This window comes from Geodermatophilus chilensis (assembly GCF_002802985.1).
GTDB classification, from domain to species: Bacteria; Actinomycetota; Actinomycetes; order Mycobacteriales; family Geodermatophilaceae; genus Geodermatophilus; species Geodermatophilus chilensis.
Genome location: NZ_NVPT01000013.1, coordinates 1 through 19,994, shown reverse-complemented (window position 1 = coordinate 19,994; position 19,994 = coordinate 1). Strand labels below are relative to the sequence as shown.

Annotated in this window: 15 protein-coding genes, 1 pseudogene and 2 riboswitches; of the genes and pseudogenes, 10 read left to right on the top strand and 6 right to left on the bottom strand. The window is 74.7% G+C overall.

From position 1 onward, the window contains the following. Positions 1-30: 30 nt before the first annotated feature. Positions 31-139, top strand: a riboswitch (TPP riboswitch). From CNO22_RS03655 to CNO22_RS03645, 3 genes are all read left to right on the top strand, one after another. Beyond that, entirely contained in the window at positions 132-1,145 is a 1,014-nt protein-coding gene (locus CNO22_RS03655) for an alcohol dehydrogenase catalytic domain-containing protein (protein ID WP_100497998.1), read from the top strand. Its footprint overlaps the riboswitch before it by 8 nt. Before the next feature lie 23 nt (positions 1,146-1,168). Further along, positions 1,169-1,681, top strand: a complete 513-nt coding sequence (locus CNO22_RS03650) for a DUF3291 domain-containing protein (RefSeq protein WP_100497997.1) — start codon at positions 1,169-1,171, stop codon at positions 1,679-1,681. A gap of 55 nt (positions 1,682-1,736) precedes the next feature. Beyond that, positions 1,737-2,471, top strand: coding sequence for a sulfite exporter TauE/SafE family protein (locus tag CNO22_RS03645; protein WP_157936784.1), 735 nt, complete (start codon positions 1,737-1,739; stop codon positions 2,469-2,471). 28 nt (positions 2,472-2,499) lie between these two features. Here the strand turns inward: CNO22_RS03645 and CNO22_RS03640 are convergent, their stop codons facing one another. Continuing rightward, positions 2,500-4,224, bottom strand: a complete 1,725-nt coding sequence (locus tag CNO22_RS03640; protein WP_100497995.1) for a DEAD/DEAH box helicase — start codon at positions 4,222-4,224, stop codon at positions 2,500-2,502. A gap of 165 nt (positions 4,225-4,389) precedes the next feature. On the opposite strand from CNO22_RS03640, the gene CNO22_RS03635 reads away from it, so the two are divergent. Together CNO22_RS03635 and CNO22_RS03630 are read left to right on the top strand one after the other, a co-directional pair. After that, positions 4,390-4,614: a FitA-like ribbon-helix-helix domain-containing protein gene (locus CNO22_RS03635; RefSeq protein ID WP_232806768.1), complete on the top strand. Its 225-nt coding sequence runs from the start codon at positions 4,390-4,392 to the stop codon at positions 4,612-4,614. Then, positions 4,611-5,879 (top strand): alpha/beta fold hydrolase, encoded by a 1,269-nt coding sequence (locus CNO22_RS03630; RefSeq protein ID WP_198588078.1) that lies wholly within the window; start codon positions 4,611-4,613, stop codon positions 5,877-5,879. Before CNO22_RS03635 ends, CNO22_RS03630 begins: the two co-directional genes overlap by 4 nt. 59 nt (positions 5,880-5,938) lie before the next feature. Here CNO22_RS03630 and CNO22_RS03625 read toward each other — a convergent pair whose 3' ends face one another. After that, positions 5,939-6,811, bottom strand: a complete 873-nt coding sequence (locus CNO22_RS03625) for a phosphatidylinositol-specific phospholipase C/glycerophosphodiester phosphodiesterase family protein (protein ID WP_100498026.1) — start codon at positions 6,809-6,811, stop codon at positions 5,939-5,941. A gap of 185 nt (positions 6,812-6,996) precedes the next feature. Here CNO22_RS03625 and CNO22_RS03620 point away from each other — a divergent pair, with 185 nt between their 5' ends. The 5 genes from CNO22_RS03620 (at position 6,997) to pgm (ending at position 15,640) form a co-directional block, all read left to right on the top strand. Next, complete coding sequence (locus CNO22_RS03620) at positions 6,997-8,601, top strand: methyl-accepting chemotaxis protein (protein WP_232806763.1); 1,605 nt, start codon at positions 6,997-6,999, stop codon at positions 8,599-8,601. A 118-nt stretch (positions 8,602-8,719) separates the two neighbouring features. Further along, positions 8,720-8,832: riboswitch (TPP riboswitch) on the top strand. Beyond that, positions 8,827-10,581: a phosphomethylpyrimidine synthase ThiC gene (thiC, locus tag CNO22_RS03615; protein WP_100497993.1), complete on the top strand. Its 1,755-nt coding sequence runs from the start codon at positions 8,827-8,829 to the stop codon at positions 10,579-10,581. It overlaps the preceding riboswitch by 6 nt. A 6-nt stretch (positions 10,582-10,587) precedes the next feature. Beyond that, a complete protein-coding gene (gene bluB / locus CNO22_RS03610; protein ID WP_100497992.1) occupies positions 10,588-12,336 on the top strand; it encodes a 5,6-dimethylbenzimidazole synthase in 1,749 nt (582 codons plus the stop codon). A gap of 770 nt (positions 12,337-13,106) precedes the next feature. Beyond that, on the top strand, positions 13,107-13,880 hold the full coding sequence (locus tag CNO22_RS03605; protein ID WP_100497991.1) for a S1 family peptidase: 774 nt from the start codon (positions 13,107-13,109) through the stop codon (positions 13,878-13,880). Positions 13,881-14,005: 125 nt separating this feature from the next. Next, complete coding sequence (gene pgm / locus CNO22_RS03600) at positions 14,006-15,640, top strand: phosphoglucomutase (alpha-D-glucose-1,6-bisphosphate-dependent) (protein ID WP_100497990.1); 1,635 nt, start codon at positions 14,006-14,008, stop codon at positions 15,638-15,640. Positions 15,641-15,697: 57 nt separating this feature from the next. On the opposite strand, the gene glpK (CNO22_RS03595) is transcribed toward pgm, so the two are convergent. From glpK (CNO22_RS03595) to CNO22_RS03580, 4 genes and pseudogenes are all read right to left on the bottom strand, one after another. Further along, positions 15,698-17,215, bottom strand: a complete 1,518-nt coding sequence (gene glpK / locus CNO22_RS03595; RefSeq protein WP_100497989.1) for a glycerol kinase GlpK — start codon at positions 17,213-17,215, stop codon at positions 15,698-15,700. 51 nt (positions 17,216-17,266) lie between these two features. Next, entirely contained in the window at positions 17,267-17,989 is a 723-nt protein-coding gene (locus CNO22_RS03590; protein ID WP_100497988.1) for an MIP/aquaporin family protein, read from the bottom strand. Positions 17,990-18,141: 152 nt separating this feature from the next. Continuing rightward, entirely contained in the window at positions 18,142-19,650 is a 1,509-nt protein-coding gene (gene glpK / locus CNO22_RS03585; protein ID WP_100497987.1) for a glycerol kinase GlpK, read from the bottom strand. A gap of 73 nt (positions 19,651-19,723) precedes the next feature. Next, positions 19,724-19,924: pseudogene (locus CNO22_RS03580) on the bottom strand (hypothetical protein); the annotation flags it as partial. Between the last annotated feature and the right edge of the window lie 70 nt (positions 19,925-19,994).

The window sequence follows — 19,994 nt, the reverse complement described above, 5'->3', positions numbered from 1 at the left end:
GGGCCCCGGTCGCCGGGAGGTAGCGTCCCCGCCGCTGATCGCGGGAGCCCACCGGAGTGGGCTGAGAGGGCGGCTGCGGCCGCCGACCGTTCGAACCTGTCCGGGTCATACCGGCGTAGGGAGGCTGGACCATGCGTGCCGTGCGTTTCTCCGGGGCCGGGGAACCCCTGACGGTCGAGGACGTGGAGCGTCCGCGGCCGGGTCCCCGCGAGGTGCTGATCGACGTCGCCGCGGCCGGCGTCTGCGGCACCGAGCTGCACTTCCTCGACGGGCTGCTGACCCCGGCGCGGACGCCGATCACCCTCGGCCACGAGGTCGCGGGCACGGTCGCCGAACTGGGTGAGGACGTCCGCGGCGTGGCCGTGGGCGACCGGGTCGCCGTCCACTACCTGCACGCCTGCCACCGCTGCCGCTGGTGCCTCGCCGGCGACGACCACCTCTGCGACGAGCCGCTGGGCTTCCTGGCCTTCGCCACCGACGGCGGGTTCGCCGAGCAGCTCGCCGTCCCGGCCTCGTCGGTGGTGCCCGTACCCGAGGGCGTCGACCTGCCCACCGCGGCGACGCTGTGCTGCAGCGGGACGACGGCGCTGCACGCGGCCGAGGTCGCCGGCGTCCGGGCCGGCACGGAGGCGGTCGTCTACGGCACCGGCGGGGTGGGGCTGGCCCTCGTGCAGGTGCTGCGGGAGGCCGGTGCGCGGGTGACCGCGGTGGCCCGCAGCGCGCAGCGGCTGGCGCTGGCCCGGGAGCTGGGCGCCGCGGTCACCGTGGACGCCTCGGAGCAGGACGTCGCCGCCGCCGTCCGGGAGGCCACCGGCGGCCGTGGCGCCGACGTGGTGTTCGAGCTGGTGGGCACGAAGGGCACCGGCGCGGCCGCGCTGGCCGCCCTCGGCAAGCGGGGCACGCTGGTCTACGTCGGCTACTCCTTCGACCGGGTCGAGATCGACCCGCTGGCGCTGGTCGTGCCCGAGCAGCGGATCGTGACCTCGGTGGGCAACCGGCGGGCCGAGCTGGTGGAGGTCCTGGACCTCGCCGCCCGGGGCCGCCTGGTCAGCACCGTGACGACGCACCCGCTGGAGGACGCCCCGCGGGTGCTCGAGGACCTGCGCGCCGGCCGGGTCCTGGGCCGCGCCGTCCTCGTCCCCTGAGCGGCCCGCGTAGCGGCCGCCCGGTGCGGTACCACCTCGCCCAGGTCAACGTCTCCCGGCTGCTCGCCCCGCTGGACAGCCCGTTGCTGGCCGACTTCGTCGCCGCGCTCGACGAGGTCAACGCCGAGGCCGACGGCAGCCCCGGGTTCGTCTGGCGGCTGCAGACCGAGGACGGCAACGCCACCGCCGTCCGGGCCTTCGGCTGGGACGCGCGGGACAGTCACGGCGTCATCATCAACCTGACCGTCTGGCAGGACGTCGAGGCGCTGGCCGCCTACGTCTTCGGCGGCCGGCACCTCGAGGTCATGCGCCGCCGCCGGACCTGGTTCCAGCGCGCCGCCGAGGCGACGACCGCGCTGTGGTGGCTCCCGGCCGGCACGGTGCCGACGACGGACGGCGCCGAGGACCGCGTCCGCCTGCTGCGTGCGCACGGCCCGACGCCGGCCGCGTTCACCTTCCGGCACCCGTTCCCGCCGCCCGGTGCGCCCACCGGCGCGCAGGTGGAGACCTCCGGCGACTGGCTCTGCCCCGCCTGAGCGGCACCGCCCGGGCGCACGGGGCGCAGCCGGCGCGTACGACAGGATGGCCGGCGTGCTGCTCGCGTGCCTCGCCGTCCTGGCGGGCGCGACCGTGCAGGCCGCCGCCGGGTTCGGGCTGGCGCTCATCGCCGGGCCCGCTCTCGTGGCCGTGCTCGATCCCACCGAGGCGGTCACCACGCTGATGGTGCTCGCCACGACCACCACCCTGCTCCTGCTGCTGGTGCGCCGCGGGCCGCGGCCGGCCGTCCGGTGGGCCGACGTCCGGGTGGTCGCCCTGGCCGCCGTCCCCGGCATCCTGGCCGGCGTGGCGGTGCTCGCCGTGGTCAGCAAGTCGGCGCTGCAGCTCGCGGTGGGCGTGGGCGTGCTCGCCGCCGTGGCGCTGCAGGTCCTGCGGCGCCCCGTTCCCGGCCGGGCGCCGCCCTCCCGGTGGGCCACCCTGGGCGTGGGACTGGTCGCCGGCCTGCTCACCACCACGACCAGCACCAACGGGCCGCCCCTGGTGCTCTGGCTCGAGCGGCGGCAGGTGGCCCCGGCCGAGATGCGCGACACCCTCGCGGCGCTGTTCCTCGCCCTCAACCTGCTCGGCGCAGCGGTGCTCACCGCCACGGGCCGGGCCGGGCAGGCCCTCCGGCCGGAGGTGGTGCTGGTGCTGCTGGCCGCGGCGGTCGTCGGCCACGTGGTCGGCCGCCGGCTGTTCCACCTGCTCGACGTCCGCCGGTTCCGGGCGGTCGGGCTGACGCTGTCGGCCCTGGCGGGGGTGGCCAGCATCGGCGCGGCGCTCGGCTGAGGTCACCGCCCGGCGCGGACCGCCCGGCTCAGTCGGTGAGCGCGACGGGCGGCAGCCAGTCGGCGTCGAGCAGCTCGGCGATCTCCTGGAGGGCCGAGGTGTCGGCCCCGGCGGTGGAGCCGCTGACCGCGAGCCGCTCCACCATCACCCGGGCCACCTGCTCCTCGACGGTGTCCTCGGCGAAGGCCACCCGCCACGGGGAGACCTGGCCGTCGCGGTGCGTGCGGCCGGTGACCTGGCGGGCCTGGATGCCGGAGAACCGCGGCTGGTGGAACAGCCCGACCCGCGGCGTCGGGGACGCCGTCGCACCGCCGGGCAGCAGCTCGCCGGCGTGCAGGCTGATCGAGGCGGTCACCGTGAGGACGCAGACCGGCGCCGCGCCGGTCTGGAAGCGCAGCCGCTCGGCCTCGACGTCGAAGCGGTCCCGGCCGTAGATGCAGGCCACCGCGATCCCGGCGTCCTGCAGCGCCTCCCGGATCGGGTCGGCCGCCGTCTCGACGAACTCCACCGAGACCGCGACCTGCCGCTCCGCCTCGACCTGCGCGCGCACCCAGTCCACGGTGGCCTGCGCGCGGATCAGCCCGGCCTTCTGCCGGAAGCGCAGCAGCGCGGCCCGACCGCGCGCGGTCTGCCGTGCCCGCCGGGCCAGCTGCATCTCGGCCCGGAACTCCTGCCACCCGGACTCGTAGGCGGCCTGCTCGGCCGGCGTGAGGGCGACCGGCGTCCCGGTGACCGACACCGGACCCCACGGCGCCGGTCGGTGCAGCGTCGCGGGCGGGTCGCCATCGGCCAGCCAGCCCTGCAGCCGGGCGAGGTCGGCGCGGCGGGCGTCGGCGTCCTCGGTCCACGCCCACCCGTAGCGGCTCCGTTCCACGTGGAACCCGTGCTCGGCGAGCTTCGCCGGGAGGTCGGCCCAGGCGCGCAGCGGCTCGCCGTGCCGCTGGGCGAACTGCGGGGCCAGGTAGGGCAGCTCCAGCGGGGTGTGCGCCGGGGTGGCGGTGGCGGCGATGACGAACGGCACGTCCTTCTGGCGGCTGCCGCCGGAGACCGCCTTCCAGTGCTTCCACCGCTGCGTCGTGGTGTGCCGGACCATGTGCGCCTCGTCGGCGATCACGACGTCGAACCGCAGCTTCGCGACCTTGGCCAGCCGGTCCCAGGTCGTGACGCACCAGCGCAGCCCGCCGTCGCCGAAGCCGGCGATCGAGCGGGTCCAGTGCGGGATCGTGATGGCCGCCGGGCGGTCGGCGACGACGAGGACGCGCTCGCCGCCGCGCAGCTCGCAGACCTCCCGGGCGGCCAGGACGGCGGTCCCCGTCTTGCCGACGCCGGGGTCGTCGCCGAGCAGGAAGACCCGGTGCCCCGCCTGGACAGAGGCGACGACGGCCTCCGCGCCGGTGGCCTGCTCCTCGCGGGGGACCAGCGGGCGGCCCGGCGGCACCGGCCGCGGGAAGTCGTTGAGCTCGTCCTCGAGGAACCGCTCGAAGGTGTACGGCGGCGGGTCGTAGGCGGCCAGTTCCGGCGGCAGCCCCCGGCCCACCCAGACGTGCGCCTGCAGGTCGGGCCGCCACTGCGCGCCGGGTGCCGGCGCGCGGAACGGGACGGCGAGCACCCACACCCGCTCCCCCGGCCCGGCGACCGGCCGCTCGGGCACCGGCTTCGCCGGGCGGCGGGTGGGGGCCTTGCGACGGGTCGCGGTCGAGGTGCGGGTGGTGCTGGTCGAGCGGCTCGTCGTCCGCCGACGCCGTCCGGGCATCTGTGCGCGTTCCTCTCCTCGGGACACGGCCGCGTCGATCGCCGGACCGCCCCGAGCATGTTCAGCCGCTACGCGCCGCGACGCGCGGCACCCCGCCGGAGGAGGGCACATGTGTCGGGCTGCAGATCACATGTGCGACACATGTAGCCTGGTCGGGTGCCGAAGATGCTCCAGGTCAGGCACGTGCCCGACGACCTGCACGCCGCGCTCCGCGCACGGGCGGCCGAGAGCGGGCTGAGCCTGTCGGAGTACGTGCTGCGCGAGCTGCAGAGCGTCGTGGCGCGGCCGAGCAGGGCGGAGGTGCTCGCCCGCGCGGCGCGCCGGGGTGGCCGGCTGTCCTTCGGTGAGGCGGTCGACGCGCTCGCCGCCGGGCGTCCCGACGCCGGGTGATCGTCGCCGACGCCTCCGTCCTCGTCCCGGCCCTGCTGGACGACGGCGCGGCCGGGGCGCTCGCCCGCGAGCGGCTCCTCGCCTCCGACGTCCACGTCCCCGAACTCGTCGACGTGGAGGTGCTCTCCGTCGTCCGGTGGGCGGTGCTCGCCGGACGGATCCCCGCCGGGCGGGGTGCCGCGGCGCTGCAGGACCACGCCGATCTCGCTCTGGAGCGCTGGCCGCACGCCCCGCTCCTGGCCCGGGCGTGGCAGCTGCGGACCTCGATCGGCCCCTCCGCCGCGCAGTACGTCGCCCTCGCCGAGCTGCTCGACGTGCCGCTGGTGACGGCCGACCCGGCGCTGGCGCGGACGCCCGGCGTGCGCTGTCCGGTCGAGCTGCTGGGCACCGACCCGCCGCCGTTCTGGTGGAATCGCCGGGTGACGTCCAATCCGGAGGAGCGGCTGCACGCCCGCACGCTGGGCTCGGCCGGGCCGCGGGTGGTGTTCGTGCACGGCCTGTTCGGCCAGGGCAAGAACTGGACGACGATCGCCAAGGGCCTCGCCGCGGACCACCGCGTCACCCTGCTGGACCTGCCCAACCACGGGCACTCGCCGTGGACCGACCGGGTCGACTACGTCGACATGGCCGAGCTGGTCGCCGCGGAGCTGCGCTCGTTCGGGGAGCCGGTCACCCTCGTCGGGCACTCGATGGGCGGCAAGGTCTCGATGCAGCTGGCGCTGCGGCACCCCGAACTGCTGCGCGCGCTGGTCGTCGTCGACATCGCCCCGGTCGAGTACCCGGTCTCCGGCGGCCGCACCGACGACCCCGACGAGGAGGCCTCGCCCTTCGCCGCCTACATCGCGGCGATGCGCGCCCTCGACCTGGACCGGCTGGAGACCCGCGAGGACGCCGACGCCGCCCTGCGGACCGCCGTCCCGAGCAGGATGGTCCGCTCGTTCCTGCTGCAGAGCCTGGTGCGCGACGGGGTGGGGGCCGACGGGGGCTGGCGCTGGCGGCTCAACCTGGAGCTGCTCGGGCGCGACCTGGGCGAGCTGCGCGGCTTCCCCGAGCCGCCGCCGGGCGCCCGCTACGACGGCCCGGTGCTGTGGGTCGCCGGCGCCACCAGCCACTACGTGCTGCCCGAGGACCGGGCGCGCATGGAGGAGCTGTTCCCGAACACCCGGCTGGTGCGGGTGAAGAACGCCGGCCACTGGGTGCACTCCGAGCAGCCCGAGGTGTTCCTCGAGACGGTCAGGCGGTTCCTGGAGCGCGTGGAGACCTGAGCCGGGGCACCGGCGCCGGCGGGGCGTCCCTGCCCCGACCGGCCCCGGAGCCCCGCTGCTCAGGCCGCGGCCTGCTGCTCCTGCGGGTCGTGGGCCAGCAGGAAGGCCTGCAACCCGGCGAGGTCGTCGGTGTTGACGTGGTCCACACCGGCCCGCACCAGTTCGGTCCAGAGCGCGTCCCGCTGGGGGCCGGGCAGGTCGGGGGTCGCCCAGAACCGCACCCGATAGCCGTGGCCGTGCGCGGTGGCGACGATCTGGCGGAGTCTCGCGCGCTCGTGCTCGGGCATCGGCCCGATCCCCTGCCAGGTGAAGTGCCGGGTCCAGTTGTCGCTGACGAGAGGCATCAGCGTCGCGGGCATCCCCGACCCCAGGTCGGCGAGCCGGCCGTCGTACCCGGCGAGACGGGTCCGCTGGTCGGCCATGACGGCCAGCGGCCGGTTGCCGCTGACCACCGCCGTGACCGCCCGTTCCCGCATCCGGCCGTCGGTCCAGCGGGTCATCAGCTGCGGGTGGGCCCGCAGTGCCTCGTCGATGGCGGCGTACGTGGCCGACGCCTCGCTCTTGATGTCGATGAGCAACTGCAGCGAGCCGTCCCAGCCGCGGTGGACCGAGCCGCCGTTCCGGGCGACCCGGTCGGCCAGCGGGTCGAGGTAGAGCGACTGCAGGGTCACGCCGGGCCGGGCGTCCACGAGGTCGTGGGGGACCCGCAGCTCGCCGTCGACCAGCCAGACGTCGGCCTCGACGCTGGTGAACCCGTGGTCCAGGGCGTCGTGGAGCGGGCGTTCGTGCTCGTAGTCGTTGTGGGCGTGGGCCCGTTCCAAGGGCTCGACGCCATAGGTGGCCGGGGCCGCGGCGGCCGGAGTCGCCGCCGGCGCCAGGGTCGCCACCACCACGCCGATCACCAGCGTCAGTGCGTTGCGGGGGAAGTCCATGCCGCCACGGTCGCCGCAGCAGGCCACGTCCCGGCGGTCGAGCGGTGACTCCCTGCTGAACTCCCGGCGGCCACGGCGCCGATCGGCCGGCACCGCGGCCCCTCCGGGACGCTCTCGGGTCAAGTCCGGTCGGAATCGGTCGAAACTCCCGGTTGCCCCCTCCACATCGGCCCCTGAGGTGTCCCGTGCGGCTCTCCGTCCCCTCCCGCCTGCTCGCCCTGCCCCTGCGGGTCAAGGTGCTCACCGCCGTCGCCGTGGCCTGCGTCGTGGCCCTCACCATCGGCCTGGTCGCGCTCCGGGAGCTCGCGGCCCTCGAGCGACGCAGTGCCGAGATCCACAGCGAGGCGCTGGTGCCCTCCATGCACCTGGCCGAGATCCGCCGCGCCTACCTGCAGACCCGCGTCGACGCCCTCGCCGACGAGCTGCTGCCCAAGGGCCCCGAGGACGTCGAGCACCAGGCGTACCTGGCCGATGTCGAGGCCATGGACGCCGCGATCGCGGCCTACGCCGCCGACGCGGGCCAGACCGAGGCCCAGCGCGCGGACGTCGAGGTCCTCACCGAGTCCTGGACCGCCTACGAGGAGATCGTCGGCGGCCAGCTGCTCGCCTTCGCCCGGGCCGGTCAGATGGACGCCTACCTGCAGCTGCGCAACACCGAGGTCAAGCCGATCGCGGTGGCCCTCAACGAGGCCCTGACCCGGCTGGAGGAGTCCGAGGCGGCCAGCGCCGCGGCCACCGTCGAGCAGGCCCGGAGCACCTACCAGAGCGCCCGCACGCTCATCCTCGCCGTCCTGGCGATCGGCCTCACCGCGGCGCTGGCGCTCGGCTGGTTCGTCGTCCGCCTGGTCGTCCGCGCCGTGACCGCCGTCCGGGACGGGCTGGTGGCCATGGCCGCCGGTGACCTGACCACCCGCGTGGAGGTCTCCTCCGGTGACGAGGTCGGCCAGATGGCCGAGGCGCTCAACCAGGCGGCCGAGAGCCTGCGGGGCACGGTCTCCTCGACGGCCGGGTCGGCGTCCGCCCTCGCCGCCGCGGCCGAGGAGCTCAGCGCGTCGTCGGAGTCGATCTCCGGCAGCGCGGAGGAGGCCGCGACCCAGGCCGGCGTCGTCGCCGCGGCCGCCGAGCAGATCTCCCGCAACGTGCAGACCGTCGCGTCCGGGTCCGAGGAGATGGGCGCCTCCATCAACGAGATCGCGCAGAACGCCTCCGAGGCCGCGCGGGTCGCCGGCACCGCGGTCCGGGCCGCCGAGGAGACCACCCGGACGGTGAGCAAGCTCGGCGTCTCGTCCCAGGAGATCGGCGAGGTGGTCAAGACCATCACCTCGATCGCGGAGCAGACGAACCTGCTGGCCCTGAATGCGACGATCGAGGCCGCCCGTGCCGGTGAGGCCGGCAAGGGCTTCGCCGTGGTCGCGAACGAGGTCAAGGAGCTGGCCCAGGAGACGGCGAAGGCGACCGAGGACATCGCCCGCCGGGTCGAGGCCATCCAGGCCGACACCGCCGGCGCCACGACGGCGATCTCCGGTATCGCCGGGATCATCAGCCAGATCAACGACTTCCAGCTGACCATCGCCTCCGCGGTGGAGGAGCAGGGGGCGACCACCGCGGAGATGAACCGCAGTGTCAGCGAGGCCGCGACCGGCAGCGGCGAGATCGCCGGCAGCATCGGCGGCGTCGCGCACGCTGCGTCGGCCACCACGGCCGGCGTCGCGCAGACCCGGCAGGCGGCCGAGGAGCTGGCCCGCATGTCCGGCGACCTGCAGGAGCTGGTGCAGCGCTTCCGCTACTGACCGCCAGGCAGGCCCGACGGGCGCCGTGGACCCCGTGTCCGCGGCGCCCGTCTGCGTTCTCCGGGCGACGTCGTCGGAGGCCCCGGCGGCCCGCCGTCCGTGCCGTGGTTACAGTCGTCGTCGCCACCGCGGGAGCCCGGCGTACCGGGCTGAGAAGCGAGCTGAGACGGCCGCTGACCGCCACAACCTGATCCGGGTCATACCGGCGTAGGAAGGGAGAGCCCGATGACGGCTGCATCCACCGACGAGTCCCCCACCGACACGATCGGCAGTCGCAAGACCCACCTGCCGGGGTCCCGCCCGGACATGCGGGTGCCCATGCGGGAGGTCGTGCTGACCACCGGGGCGTCGGTCGTCCTCTACGACACCTCCGGGCCGTACACGGATCCGACGTACGAGGCCGACGTCAACCGCGGCCTGCCCGCGTTGCGCGCGGGCTGGATCGCCGAGCGTGGCGACACCGAGGCCTACGACGGCCGGCCGCGTCGGCCTGAGGACGACGGCCGCCGGTCCGCGGACCTGCGCACCCTCGATGCCGTCTTCGAGCGGGAGGGACGCCGCCCGCAGCGCGGCCGCCCCGGCGCGTCCGTCACCCAGCTCGCGTACGCCCGCCGGGGCGTGATAACCGCGGAGATGGAGTTCGTCGCCGTCCGCGAGGGGGTCCCGGCCGAGCAGGTCCGCAGCGAGATCGCCCGCGGCCGCGCCGTCCTGCCGGCCAACGTCAACCACCCCGAGTCCGAGCCGATGGTCATCGGCCGCGAGTTCCTCGTGAAGGTGAACGCCAACATCGGCAACTCCGCGGTGGCCTCCTCGATCGAGGAGGAGGTGGAGAAGATGACCTGGGCGACCCGGTGGGGCGCCGACACGGTGATGGACCTCTCCACCGGCCGGAACATCCACAGCACCCGGGAGTGGATCCTCCGCAACTCCCCCGTCCCGATCGGGACGGTGCCGCTCTACCAGGCGCTGGAGAAGGTCGGCGGCAAGGCCGAGGAGCTCTCCTGGGAGGTCTACCGCGACACCGTGGTCGAGCAGTGCGAGCAGGGCGTGGACTACATGACCGTGCACGCCGGCGTGCTCCTGCGCTACGTCCCGCTCACCGCGCGACGCACGACCGGCATCGTCAGCCGCGGGGGCTCGATCATGGCCGCCTGGTGCCTGGCCCACCATCGGGAGAACTTCCTGTACACCCACTTCGCCGAGCTCTGCGAGATCCTGCGGGCCTACGACGTGACGTTCTCCCTCGGCGACGGGCTCCGCCCCGGCAGCATCGCCGACGCGAACGACGAGGCGCAGTTCGCCGAGCTCCGCACGCTGGGCGAACTGACCCGCATCGCGTGGGAGCACGACGTGCAGGTGATGGTCGAGGGTCCGGGGCACGTGCCCATGCACAAGATCAAGGAGAACGTCGACCTCCAGCAGGAGATCTGCGGCGAGGCGCCGTTCTACACGCTGGGGCCGCTGGCCACCGACATCGCGCCGGCCTACGACCACATCACCTCGGCCATCGGGGCGGCGATGATCGCCTGGCACGGGACTGCGATGCTCTGCTACGTCACGCCCAAGGAGCACCTGGGGCTCCCCGACCGGGACGACGTCAAGGACGGCATGATCGCGTACAAGATCGCCGCGCACGCCGCCGACCTGGCCAAGGGCCACCCCGGCGCGCAGGCCTGGGACGACGCCCTCTCCGACGCGCGGTTCGAGTTCCGCTGGGAGGACCAGTTCAACCTGGCCCTCGATCCCGACAGCGCCCGCTCGATGCACGACGAGACGCTGCCGGCCGCCCCGGCCAAGACCGCGCACTTCTGCTCGATGTGCGGCCCGCACTTCTGCTCCATGCGGATCAGCCAGGACGTCCGCCGGTTCGCCGAGGAGCGCGGCCTCACCGACGCCGAGGCGTTGGAGGTCGGGATGGAGGAGAAGGCCGCCGAGTACGCCGACCGCGGCGGGCGGGTGTACCTGCCGCTGGCGGAGTAGCCGGGCGTGGCGGAGTGGCCGCGGCCGGTGCCGCTCATCGGGGACCCGACCTCCGCGTCGCAGCGGGCCGCCGACCCCACCGGCTGGGCGATGGGCGAGCAGGTCCGGGAGGCCCTGCACCGGGTGGTCGGTGCCCGCCGCGACGTCCGCCGCTTCCGGCCCGACCCCGTCCCTGCGGAGGTGCTGGAACGCGTCCTCGGCGCGGGGCACGCCGCGCCGTCGGTCGGACACAGCCAGCCGTGGCGCTTCCTCGTCGTGCAGGACCCGGCGACCCGGGACCGGGCCGCGGTGCTCACCGACCGGGAACGGCTGCGCCAGGCCGCGCAGCTGGAGCCGGACGCCGCCCGCCGGCTGCTCGACCTGCAGCTCGAGGGCGTCCGGGAGGCGCCCCTCGGGGTGGTCGTCTGCTGCGACCGGCGCACCCCGGCGGCCGGGGTGCTGGGCCGGGCCACCTTCCCCGACGCGGACCTGTGGAGCTGCGCGGCGGCCATCCAGAACCTGTGGCTGGCGGCGCGGGCCGAGGGCCTGGGGCTGGGCTGGGTGACCCTGTTCCGGCCGGAGGACCTGGCCGGGCTGCTCGGCCTGCCCGACGGCGTCGTGACCCTGGGCTGGCTGTGCCTCGGCTGGCCCGACGAGCGGCCGCCCGCCCCGGGCCTCGAGCGGGCCGGCTGGTCGCGGCGGCTGCCGCTCTCCGACGTCGTCCTGCACGACCGGTGGCCCGTCGAGGACGGCGGAGCGCCGGCGGCACCGCCCTCGCACCTGCGGGCGCCGGACCGGGAGGCGGTCGTCGCGGCCCGGGACCAGGCCGACCGGCTGCTCACCCCGCCGGGCTCGCTCGGCGTCCTCGACCGGGCCGTGGACGGCGTGGTGGCCGTCGGTGGCGCCGCGGCCTCCGGGGGCACCCTCCTGCTGGCCGCTGCCGACCACCCGGTCGCGAGCCGCGGAGTGTCGGCCTACTCCCCCCACGTGACCCGGGACGTCGTGCGTGCCTCCGTCGCGGGCACCTCGCTGGGGGCCACGGCCGCCCGGACCGCCGGCCTGGGGGTGTGGGTCGTGGACGCCGGGGTCCGCGGCGGCCCCGTCCCGGGTGCGACGGTGCTCCGAGCCACGGATCCGCGCGGGGACCTCGTCGACCGGCCGGCGATGACGTCGGACGACGCCCAGCGGTTGCTCGACGCCGGCCGCGCGCTGGGCCGCGGAGCGGCCGCCGCCGGGCTGGTGGCCCTCGGTGAGGTCGGGGTCGGCAACACCACCGTGGCGGCGGCGCTCGCGTGCGCCCTGCTCGACGCCGACCCGGCCGACGCCGTCGGGCTGGGGTCGGGAGCCGACGCCGAGGTCCTCGCCCGCAAGCGGCAGGTGGTGGTCGAGGCCGTGCGCCGGGCTCGGCGGGCCGACCCCGGGCTGGCGCGGCACCCGGTGGTGGCGCTCGCCGAGCTCGGCGGCCCCGAGCTCGCCGTCCTGGCCGGGGTGGTCCTGGGTGCTGCGGCAGCCGGCTCGGCCGTCGTGCTGGACGGCTACGCCACCTCGGTCGCCGCCCTCGTGGCCGTGCGGCTGGAGCCGGGCGCGCAGCCCGCCCTGGTGGCCGGGCAGCGCAGCCGCGAACGCGGGCACGGGCTCGTCCTCCAGGACCTGGGCCGGGAGCCGCTGCTGGACCTGCGGATGCGCGCCGGTGAGGGCGTCGGCGCGGCCCTGGCCAGCGGCCTGCTGCTCGCCGGCCTGGCGCTGCGCCGGGACACCGCCCGCGTCGACCACTGACCGGCACGAGCTCGGCTCCCGTCGTCGAGCACGGACAGGCTCCCGGACACCGACCTGAGGTCGGCCAGCCGGGCGACCAGCGCCTCCAGCGACTCGGCCTTCCGGCGGCCCAGGGGGCCGCCGACGGCGAGCAGGGCGGCGCGGATGGCCTCGGCGTACTGCTCGCTCCACAGCTCGCGCAGGGGCGGCTCCAGTCCCGGCGGCGCCGGGAACAGCTCACCGAGGGCCGTGGGTACCGTCAGCCGGCCGTCGTCTTCTGGCCGGACCAGCGCGCGTGCCGCCAGATCGGCCAGAACATCGTCCACCGCCCGCTCGTGCTCCACGCCGCGATCCCCGGCCAGCAGGCTGACCAGTTCGGCACGGGTCCTGCGCTCGCCGAGGGCCTGCAGCGCCTCGAGCACCTGCGGGTACGGCAACGGCAGCCCGCGCAGTGCCGCACCAGTGATCCGGGGTGCGACAACCGCTCGGCCGGCTGTCCGAGCGTCGCCGGCGGCCGGCCGAGGGTGACATCGGGACGGTGCCCGACCAGTGCGGTCAGCGCGTCCCGGTCCCAGGTCGCCAGCCAGCCGGCGAGGCTCGATGCGTCCATGTCCCCGTCGAACCCCGAGCCGGCCGCTGCGGGAACGCCGTTCCCAGGGGAACGGTCGCCGGACGCGGGCTGCCGGACCGCTCGCAGGAAGAGCCGCGCCGGCCTACGCGCCTGCCCGGGCCGGCTCGCCCGTCGCTGATACCTTGCACCGCCCCCTCCCGTCCTCCGAAGGTGACTGCGCATGCGTGCACGCCGACTGCTGTTCCGCGTCGTCTCCACTCTTGCGGCGGTGGCCACCGTCGGCGTCCTGGGCGCCGCACCGGCGGCCGGCATCGCCAAGGGCGTCGCGGCGGAGGAGGGGCAGTTCCCGTTCGCCATGCAGCTGAGGTTCGACGACATCACCCGGTCCGACGGCACGGTCTACGACAGCGCGTGCTCCGGCGTCCTCATCTCGCCGACCTGGATCATGACCGCCGGGCACTGCTTCCACGACGGGGACCGCAACCGCAGCAACGGTGTGCCGGCCTACACCGCCGTCGCGCGTCTCGGGACGACCAACACCGCGGACCCGGCCACGGGGGTGACCCGCTCGGTGGTGTGGGTCGAGCAGTCCGGCAGCAACGACATCGCCGTGGCCCGCCTCGACGAACCGGTCGACGGGATCACCCCCGTGCCGCTGAACAGGACCAAGCCCGCCAAGGGGCAGGTGCTCTCGTTCGCCGGCTGGGGCGCCACCACGAGCAGCGGCTCCTGGAGCGACCAGCTGTACTGGGGACAGGTGAAGGTCAGCACGGTGAAGGCGGCGACCGTGCTGGTCAAGGGACACTGGCCGGCTCCGGACACCAGCGCCTGCCCCTACGACTCGGGGGCCCCGTACGTCACCGAGGGGTCCAGCCCGGTGCTCGTGTCGGTGGAGAGCAGCGGGCCCGCCTGTCCGCACCGGCTGCAGGAGACCACGGCCCGGGTCGACGTGGTCGCCGGCTGGGTCGACACCGTCGTCGACGACCTGGCCTGACCCGGCGCTCCCGCGTGATCGGACCACGGAGGTCCTCCGCGGGCAGTGGCCCGATGGCGAGCCCCTGGTCCGGTCCGACGCGGCCGGGGTCGCGGGGGCAGCGGGTGCCGGGCCAGGATCGGCGCATGAGCGACCCCCGTGCCGGACAGCCGGCTGCCCCCAGCGACCTGGTCGACGTCGCCTCGCTGGTCACCGCGTACTACACGCTCGAGCCGGACCCGGCCGACCCGGCCCAGCAGGTCGCGTTCGGCACGTCCGGGCACCGCGGGTCGGCGTTCGACCGGGCGTTCAACGAGGCGCACATCGTCGCGACCACCCAGGCGATCTGCGAGTACCGCGTGGCCCAGGGCTTCGACGGGCCGCTGTTCATCGGCCGGGACACCCACGCGCTCTCCGAGCCGGCCTGGGCCTCGGCGCTGGAGGTGCTGGTGGCCAACGACGTGACCGTGCTGGTCGACGCGGCGGACCGCTACACGCCCACCCCGGCGGTCAGCCACGCCATCCTGCGGGCCAACCGCGGCCGCACGGCCGGCCTCGCCGACGGCATCGTCGTCACCCCGTCGCACAACCCGCCGCGCGACGGCGGCTTCAAGTACAACCCGCCCAACGGCGGCCCCGCCGACACCGACGCCACGAAGGTCATCGCCGCCCGCGCCAACGAGCTGCTGCGCGACGACCTCAAGGGTGTCCGGCGGATCCCCTTCGCCCGGGCCCGCGCCGCCGCCCGGCCGCACGACTACCTCGGCGACTACGTCGACGACCTGCCGTCGGTGCTCGAGCTCGACGCGGTCCGCGACGCGGGCGTGCGCATCGGCGCCGACCCGCTCGGCGGCGCCAGCGTCGACTACTGGGCCGCGATCGCCGAGCGGCACCGCCTCGACCTCACCGTCGTCAACCCGCTGGTCGACCCCACGTGGCGGTTCATGACGCTGGACTGGGACGGCAGGATCCGCATGGACTGCTCCTCCCCGTCGGCCATGGCCTCGCTCATCGGCAAGCGCGAGCAGTTCCAGATCGCCACCGGCAACGACGCCGACGCCGACCGGCACGGCATCGTGACCCCCGACGGCGGGCTGATGAACCCGAACCACTTCCTCGCCGTCGCGATCTCCTACCTGTTCGCGCACCGGCCGCAGTGGGGCGCCGACGTCGCCGTCGGCAAGACGCTGGTGTCGTCGTCCCTCGTCGACCGGGTCGTCGCCGGCCTGGGCCGGCGGCTGCTCGAGGTGCCGGTCGGCTTCAAGTGGTTCGTCCCCGGCCTGCTCGACGGGTCGGTCGGCTTCGGCGGCGAGGAGTCCGCCGGCGCCTCGTTCCTGCGGCGGGACGGCGGCGTGTGGACGACGGACAAGGACGGCATCCTGCTCGCGCTGCTGGCCAGCGAGATCCAGGCGGTGACCGGCAGCTCGCCGTCCCAGCTGCACGCCGCACTGACCCGGCAGTACGGGGAGTCGGCCTACGCCCGCGTCGACGCACCGGCCACCCGCGAGCAGAAGGCGGCGCTGGGGAAGCTCTCCCCGGAGGACGTGACGGCGACCGAGCTGGCCGGCGAGCCGATCACCGCCAAGCTCACCCGCGCGCCGGGCAACGACGCCGCGATCGGCGGGCTCAAGGTGACCACGGAGAACGCCTGGTTCGCCGCCCGCCCGTCGGGCACCGAGGACGTCTACAAGGTGTACGCGGAGTCGTTCAAGGGCCCCGACCACCTGGCGCAGGTGCAGGAGGAGGCCAAGGCGGTCGTCACCGCCGCGTTGGGCGCCTGACGGCCGTCGGGTCCGGCGGTTTCCGCGGAAACCGCCGGACCCGGCACCCGATCGTCCCTACCGCACGTCCTCGTCGACCCAGTCGAGGCTCTTGGTGACCGCCTTCTGCCAGTTGCGGTAGTTGCGCTCGCGCTCGTCGGCCGGCATCTGCGGCTCCCAGCGCTTGTCTTCGGCCCACTTGGCGGTCAGCTCGTCGAGGTCGGACCAGAAGCCGACCGCGAGCCCGGCCGCGTAGGCCGCACCCAGCGCGGTGGTCTCGGCGATCTTCGGCCGGATCACCGGGACGTCGAGCAGGTCGGCCTGGAACTGCATGAGCAGCTCGTTGCCGACCATGCCGCCGTCCACCCGCAGCTCGGTCAGGTCGACGCCGGAGTCGGCGTTCATCGCGTCGAGCACCTCGCGGGTCTGGTACGCCGTCGCCTCGAGCACGGCCCGGGCGAGGTGCCCCTTGTTGACGTACCGGGTGAGCCCGACGATGGCGCCGCGGGCGTCGGAGCGCCAGTGCGGGGCGAACAGCCCGGAGAAGGCGGGCACGAAGTACGCGCCGCCGTTGTCCTCGACGGAGCGGGCGACGTCCTCGATCTCCGGGGCGCTCGAGATCATGCCGAGGCTGTCGCGGACCCATTGCACCAGCGACCCGGTGACCGCGATCGAGCCCTCCAGGGCGTACATCGGCTTGCCGTCGCCGAGCTGGTAGCACAGCGTCGTGAGCAGGCCGTTCTGCGACGGGACGGCCTCCTCACCGGTGTTGAGCAGCATGAAGTTGCCCGTGCCGTAGGTGTTCTTGGCCATGCCCTTGGTGAAGCAGACCTGGCCGAAGGTGGCCGCCTGCTGGTCGCCGAGCGAGCCGGCGATCGGCACCCCGGCGAGGAAGCCGGCCTTGCGGCCCCGGCCGTACTCCTCGGAGTTGGACCGGATCTCCGGGAGCATGGACGTCGGGATGCCCATCTCCTCCGCGATGCCGGCGTCCCAGGCCAGCGTCCGGTAGTCCATGAGCATCGTGCGGGAGGCGTTGGAGACGTCGGTGAGGTGCAGCCCGCCGTCGGCCCCGCCGGTCATGTTCCAGATCAGCCAGGAGTCGATGGTGCCCATGAGCAGGTCGCCGCGATCGGCCCGCTCCCGGGCGCCGTCGACGTTGTCGAGGATCCAGCGCACCTTGGGCCCGGCGAAGTAGGTGGCCAGCGGCAGGCCGACCTTGTCCTTGTACCGGTCGGCGCCGCCGCCGAGGGCGCCGAGCTGCTCGACGATCGCCGTGGTGCGGGTGTCCTGCCAGACGATCGCGTTGTAGACCGGCTGGCCGGTGGTCCGGTCCCAGACGACGGTGGTCTCGCGCTGGTTGGTGATGCCGACGGCGACCACGTCGGAGGTGCCGACGTTGGCCCGGGCGAGCGCCTGACCCACGACCTCGCGGGTGTTGGCCCAGATCTCGTTGGCGTCGTGCTCGACCCACCCGGCGCGCGGGAAGATCTGCTGGTGCTCCTTCTGGCCGACCGAGACCACGGCGCCGTCGTGGTCGAAGATCATGCAGCGGGTGCTCGTGGTCCCCTGGTCGATGGCTGCCACGTACTGGCTCACGGGTGGTTCCTCTCGCGTCGTTGCGGTGGTTGACGTGTCTGCGGTCCGGGGTCAGATGGGGACGCGCGACAGCAGGCCGCCCAGGACGGCGCCGATCAGCGGTCCCACGATCGGCACCCAGGCGTAGCCCCAGTTGCTGTCCCCCTTGGCGCGGATCGGCAGCACGGCGTGCGCGATGCGCGGGCCCAGGTCGCGGGCGGGGTTGATGGCGTAGCCGGTCGGCCCGCCGAGCGAGGCGCCGATGCCCACGACGAGCAGCGCCACGGGCAGGGGACCGAGCTCGATGGGCGTGTCACCGAAGCGCAGGATGATGTAGACCAGCACGAAGGTGCCGATGACCTCGCTGATCACGTTGTTCGCCGTGCTCTTGATCGCCGGGCCGGTGGAGAAGGTGCCGAGCACCGGCTCGGTCGCCGCGTCGTAGTGCGACCGGTAGGCCAGCCACGCCACGACGGCGCCGAGGAAGGCGCCCACCAGTTGTCCGGCCACGTAGACCAGCGACGTCGTCACGGTGACCGGCACGCCGGGCGCGTACTCGGCGGTGCCGCTCACCGCCAGGCCGAGGGTCACCGCCGGGTTGATGTGCGCCCCGGAGCTCGCGCCGGCGAAGACGCCGGCGAACACGGCGAGTCCCCAGCCGAAGTTGATGAGCAGCCACCCCCCGCCGTTGCCGAGGGTCTGGGGGAGGACGACGTTCGCGACCACCCCGACGCCGAGGAGTATCAGGATGCCGGTCCCGACGACCTCGCTGCCGAAGACTGTCCACAGGCTCATGCGCTGCTCCTCATCGCCGGTGATGCGGGTGCTCCGGGTCGCGGCCGGACCGTGGTGCGGCCGGACGACGGGCTGGGCCGGTGACGCTATTCACACAGGTGGGAGGCGGACAACGGGTGCTGTACGACGATGTCGGACAGCACGCCCCCGCGTCAGGGGCGTTCGCCCCAGGCGATGCTCAGCTGCACGGCGCGCTCCCACTCCGGATAGGCGGCGTCGAGCGCGGCGACCCGCCCGGCGTCGGGCACCCACTGCGCCGAGCGATGCCAGTTGCGCCGCAGCGCGCCGGTGTCCGACCACACCCCCACGGCGAGCCCGGCCGCGTACGCAGCACCCAGGGACACCGTCTCCCCCACCATCGGGCGCACCACCGGGCTGCCGAGCACGTCGGCCAGGAACTGCATGAGCAGGTTGTTGGTGGTCATCCCGCCGTCCACCCGCAGCGCGGTGAGCGGCAGGCCGGAGTCGGCGTCCATGGCCCGGACGACGTCGCGCGTCTGCCAGCCGGTCGCCTCCAGCACCGCCCGCGCCAGGTGTCCCTTGGTGACGTAGGAGGTCAGACCGGCGACCAGCCCCCGGGCCCGGCCCTCCCAGTGCGGGGCGAGCAGCCCGGAGAACGCCGGCACGATGTAGCACCCGCCGTTGTCCGAGACGCTGCGCGCGAGAGTCTCCACCTCGGCCGCCGAACCGATGAGCCCCAGGCTGTCGCGCAGCCACTGCACCAGGGCGCCGGTGACCGCGATCGAGCCCTCCAGCGCGTACTGCACCGGCTCCCCCGCCAGCTGGTAGGCCACCGTGCTGATCAGCCCGTGCCGGGAGCGGACCAGATCGGTGCCGGTGTTCTGCAGCAGGAAGCTGCCGGTGCCGTAGGTGCACTTGGCCTCGCCCGGGGCGAAGCAGGTCTGCCCGAACAGGGCCGCCTGCTGGTCGCCGAGCGTGCCACCGATGGGCAGCGGCACCGGCAGGGCGGTCGCGGTGCCCAGCACGCCGACCGACGGGCGGATCTCCGGGAGCATCGCGGCCGGGACGCCGAAGAAGTCCAGCAGGTCGGGGTCCCAGCAGCAGCGGTGCACGTCCATGAGGAGGGTCCGGCTGGCGTTGGTCACGTCGGTGACGTGCACCCCGCCGTCCGGCCCGCCGGTGAGGTTCCAGACCAGCCAGCTCTCCATCGTGCCGAACAGCAGCTCGCCGCGTTCGGCGCGCTCCCGTGCACCCCGGACGCCGTCGAGGATCCACTGCAGCCGTGGCCCGGCGAAGTACCCGGCCAGCTCCAGACCGGTGCGCTCGCGCACCAGCGCGGCCTCCGGCCGGGCGGCCAGCTGCTCCACCAGCGGCCCGGTGCGGGTGTCCTGCCAGACCAGCGCGCGCACCAGCGGTCGCCCGGTGGCGCGCTCCCACACCACCGTCGTCTCGCGCTGGTTGGCGATGCCCAGCGCCACCACCTGCCCCGGCCCGCCGGCGACGTCGCGCAGCGCCTGGGCGGCCGTGAGCTGGGTGTTGGCCCAGATCTCCTCCGGGTCGTGCTCGACCCAGCCGGGGCGGGGGAAGTGCTGGCGGTGCTCGCGCTGCCGGACGGCGACCAGCCGGCCGGCGCGGTCGAACACGATCGACCGGGTCGAGGTGGTGCCCTGGTCCACCGCGAGCACGTACCGCTCGGTCACGGACCCTCCTCGCCGGCGCTCGTCGGGTCCGTGCCCGGGGGTGCTGTGTCTCCGCGTGACCTCGCGAGCTCGGTCACGAGGCCAGCTCCCGGGAGACCGCGGCCGCGGCCTCGACCACCATCGCCCGCAGCGCCGGCCGTGCGCCGTCGGCGAACAACTCCTCGACCGGGCCGCTGACGCCCAGCGCGCCGACGACGAAGCCACCCGGCCCGTGCACCGGTGCGGCGATCCCGCCCCCGCCCAGCCGGTACCTGTCTCTTATACAACACTGACCCTGCCGACGACTCCCTACGTTTAGATCTCTGAGGTCGCCGGATCAGTAAAAAAAAAAACAACACAAACAA

Bases quoted from the DNA above. Each gene is read 5' to 3' on its own strand.
- CNO22_RS03655 (WP_100497998.1), top strand. From the start codon at position 132: ATGCGTGCCGTGCGTTTCTCCGGGGCCGGGGAACCCCTGACGGTCGAG.
- CNO22_RS03640 (WP_100497995.1), bottom strand. From the start codon at position 4,224: ATGCCCGGACGGCGTCGGCGGACGACGAGCCGCTCGACCAGCACCACC.
- CNO22_RS03635 (WP_232806768.1), top strand. From the start codon at position 4,390: ATGCTCCAGGTCAGGCACGTGCCCGACGACCTGCACGCCGCGCTCCGC.
- CNO22_RS03625 (WP_100498026.1), bottom strand. From the start codon at position 6,811: ATGGACTTCCCCCGCAACGCACTGACGCTGGTGATCGGCGTGGTGGTG.
- thiC (WP_100497993.1), top strand. From the start codon at position 8,827: ATGACGGCTGCATCCACCGACGAGTCCCCCACCGACACGATCGGCAGT.
- CNO22_RS03605 (WP_100497991.1), top strand. From the start codon at position 13,107: ATGCGTGCACGCCGACTGCTGTTCCGCGTCGTCTCCACTCTTGCGGCG.
- pgm (WP_100497990.1), top strand. From the start codon at position 14,006: ATGAGCGACCCCCGTGCCGGACAGCCGGCTGCCCCCAGCGACCTGGTC.
- CNO22_RS03590 (WP_100497988.1), bottom strand. From the start codon at position 17,989: ATGAGCCTGTGGACAGTCTTCGGCAGCGAGGTCGTCGGGACCGGCATC.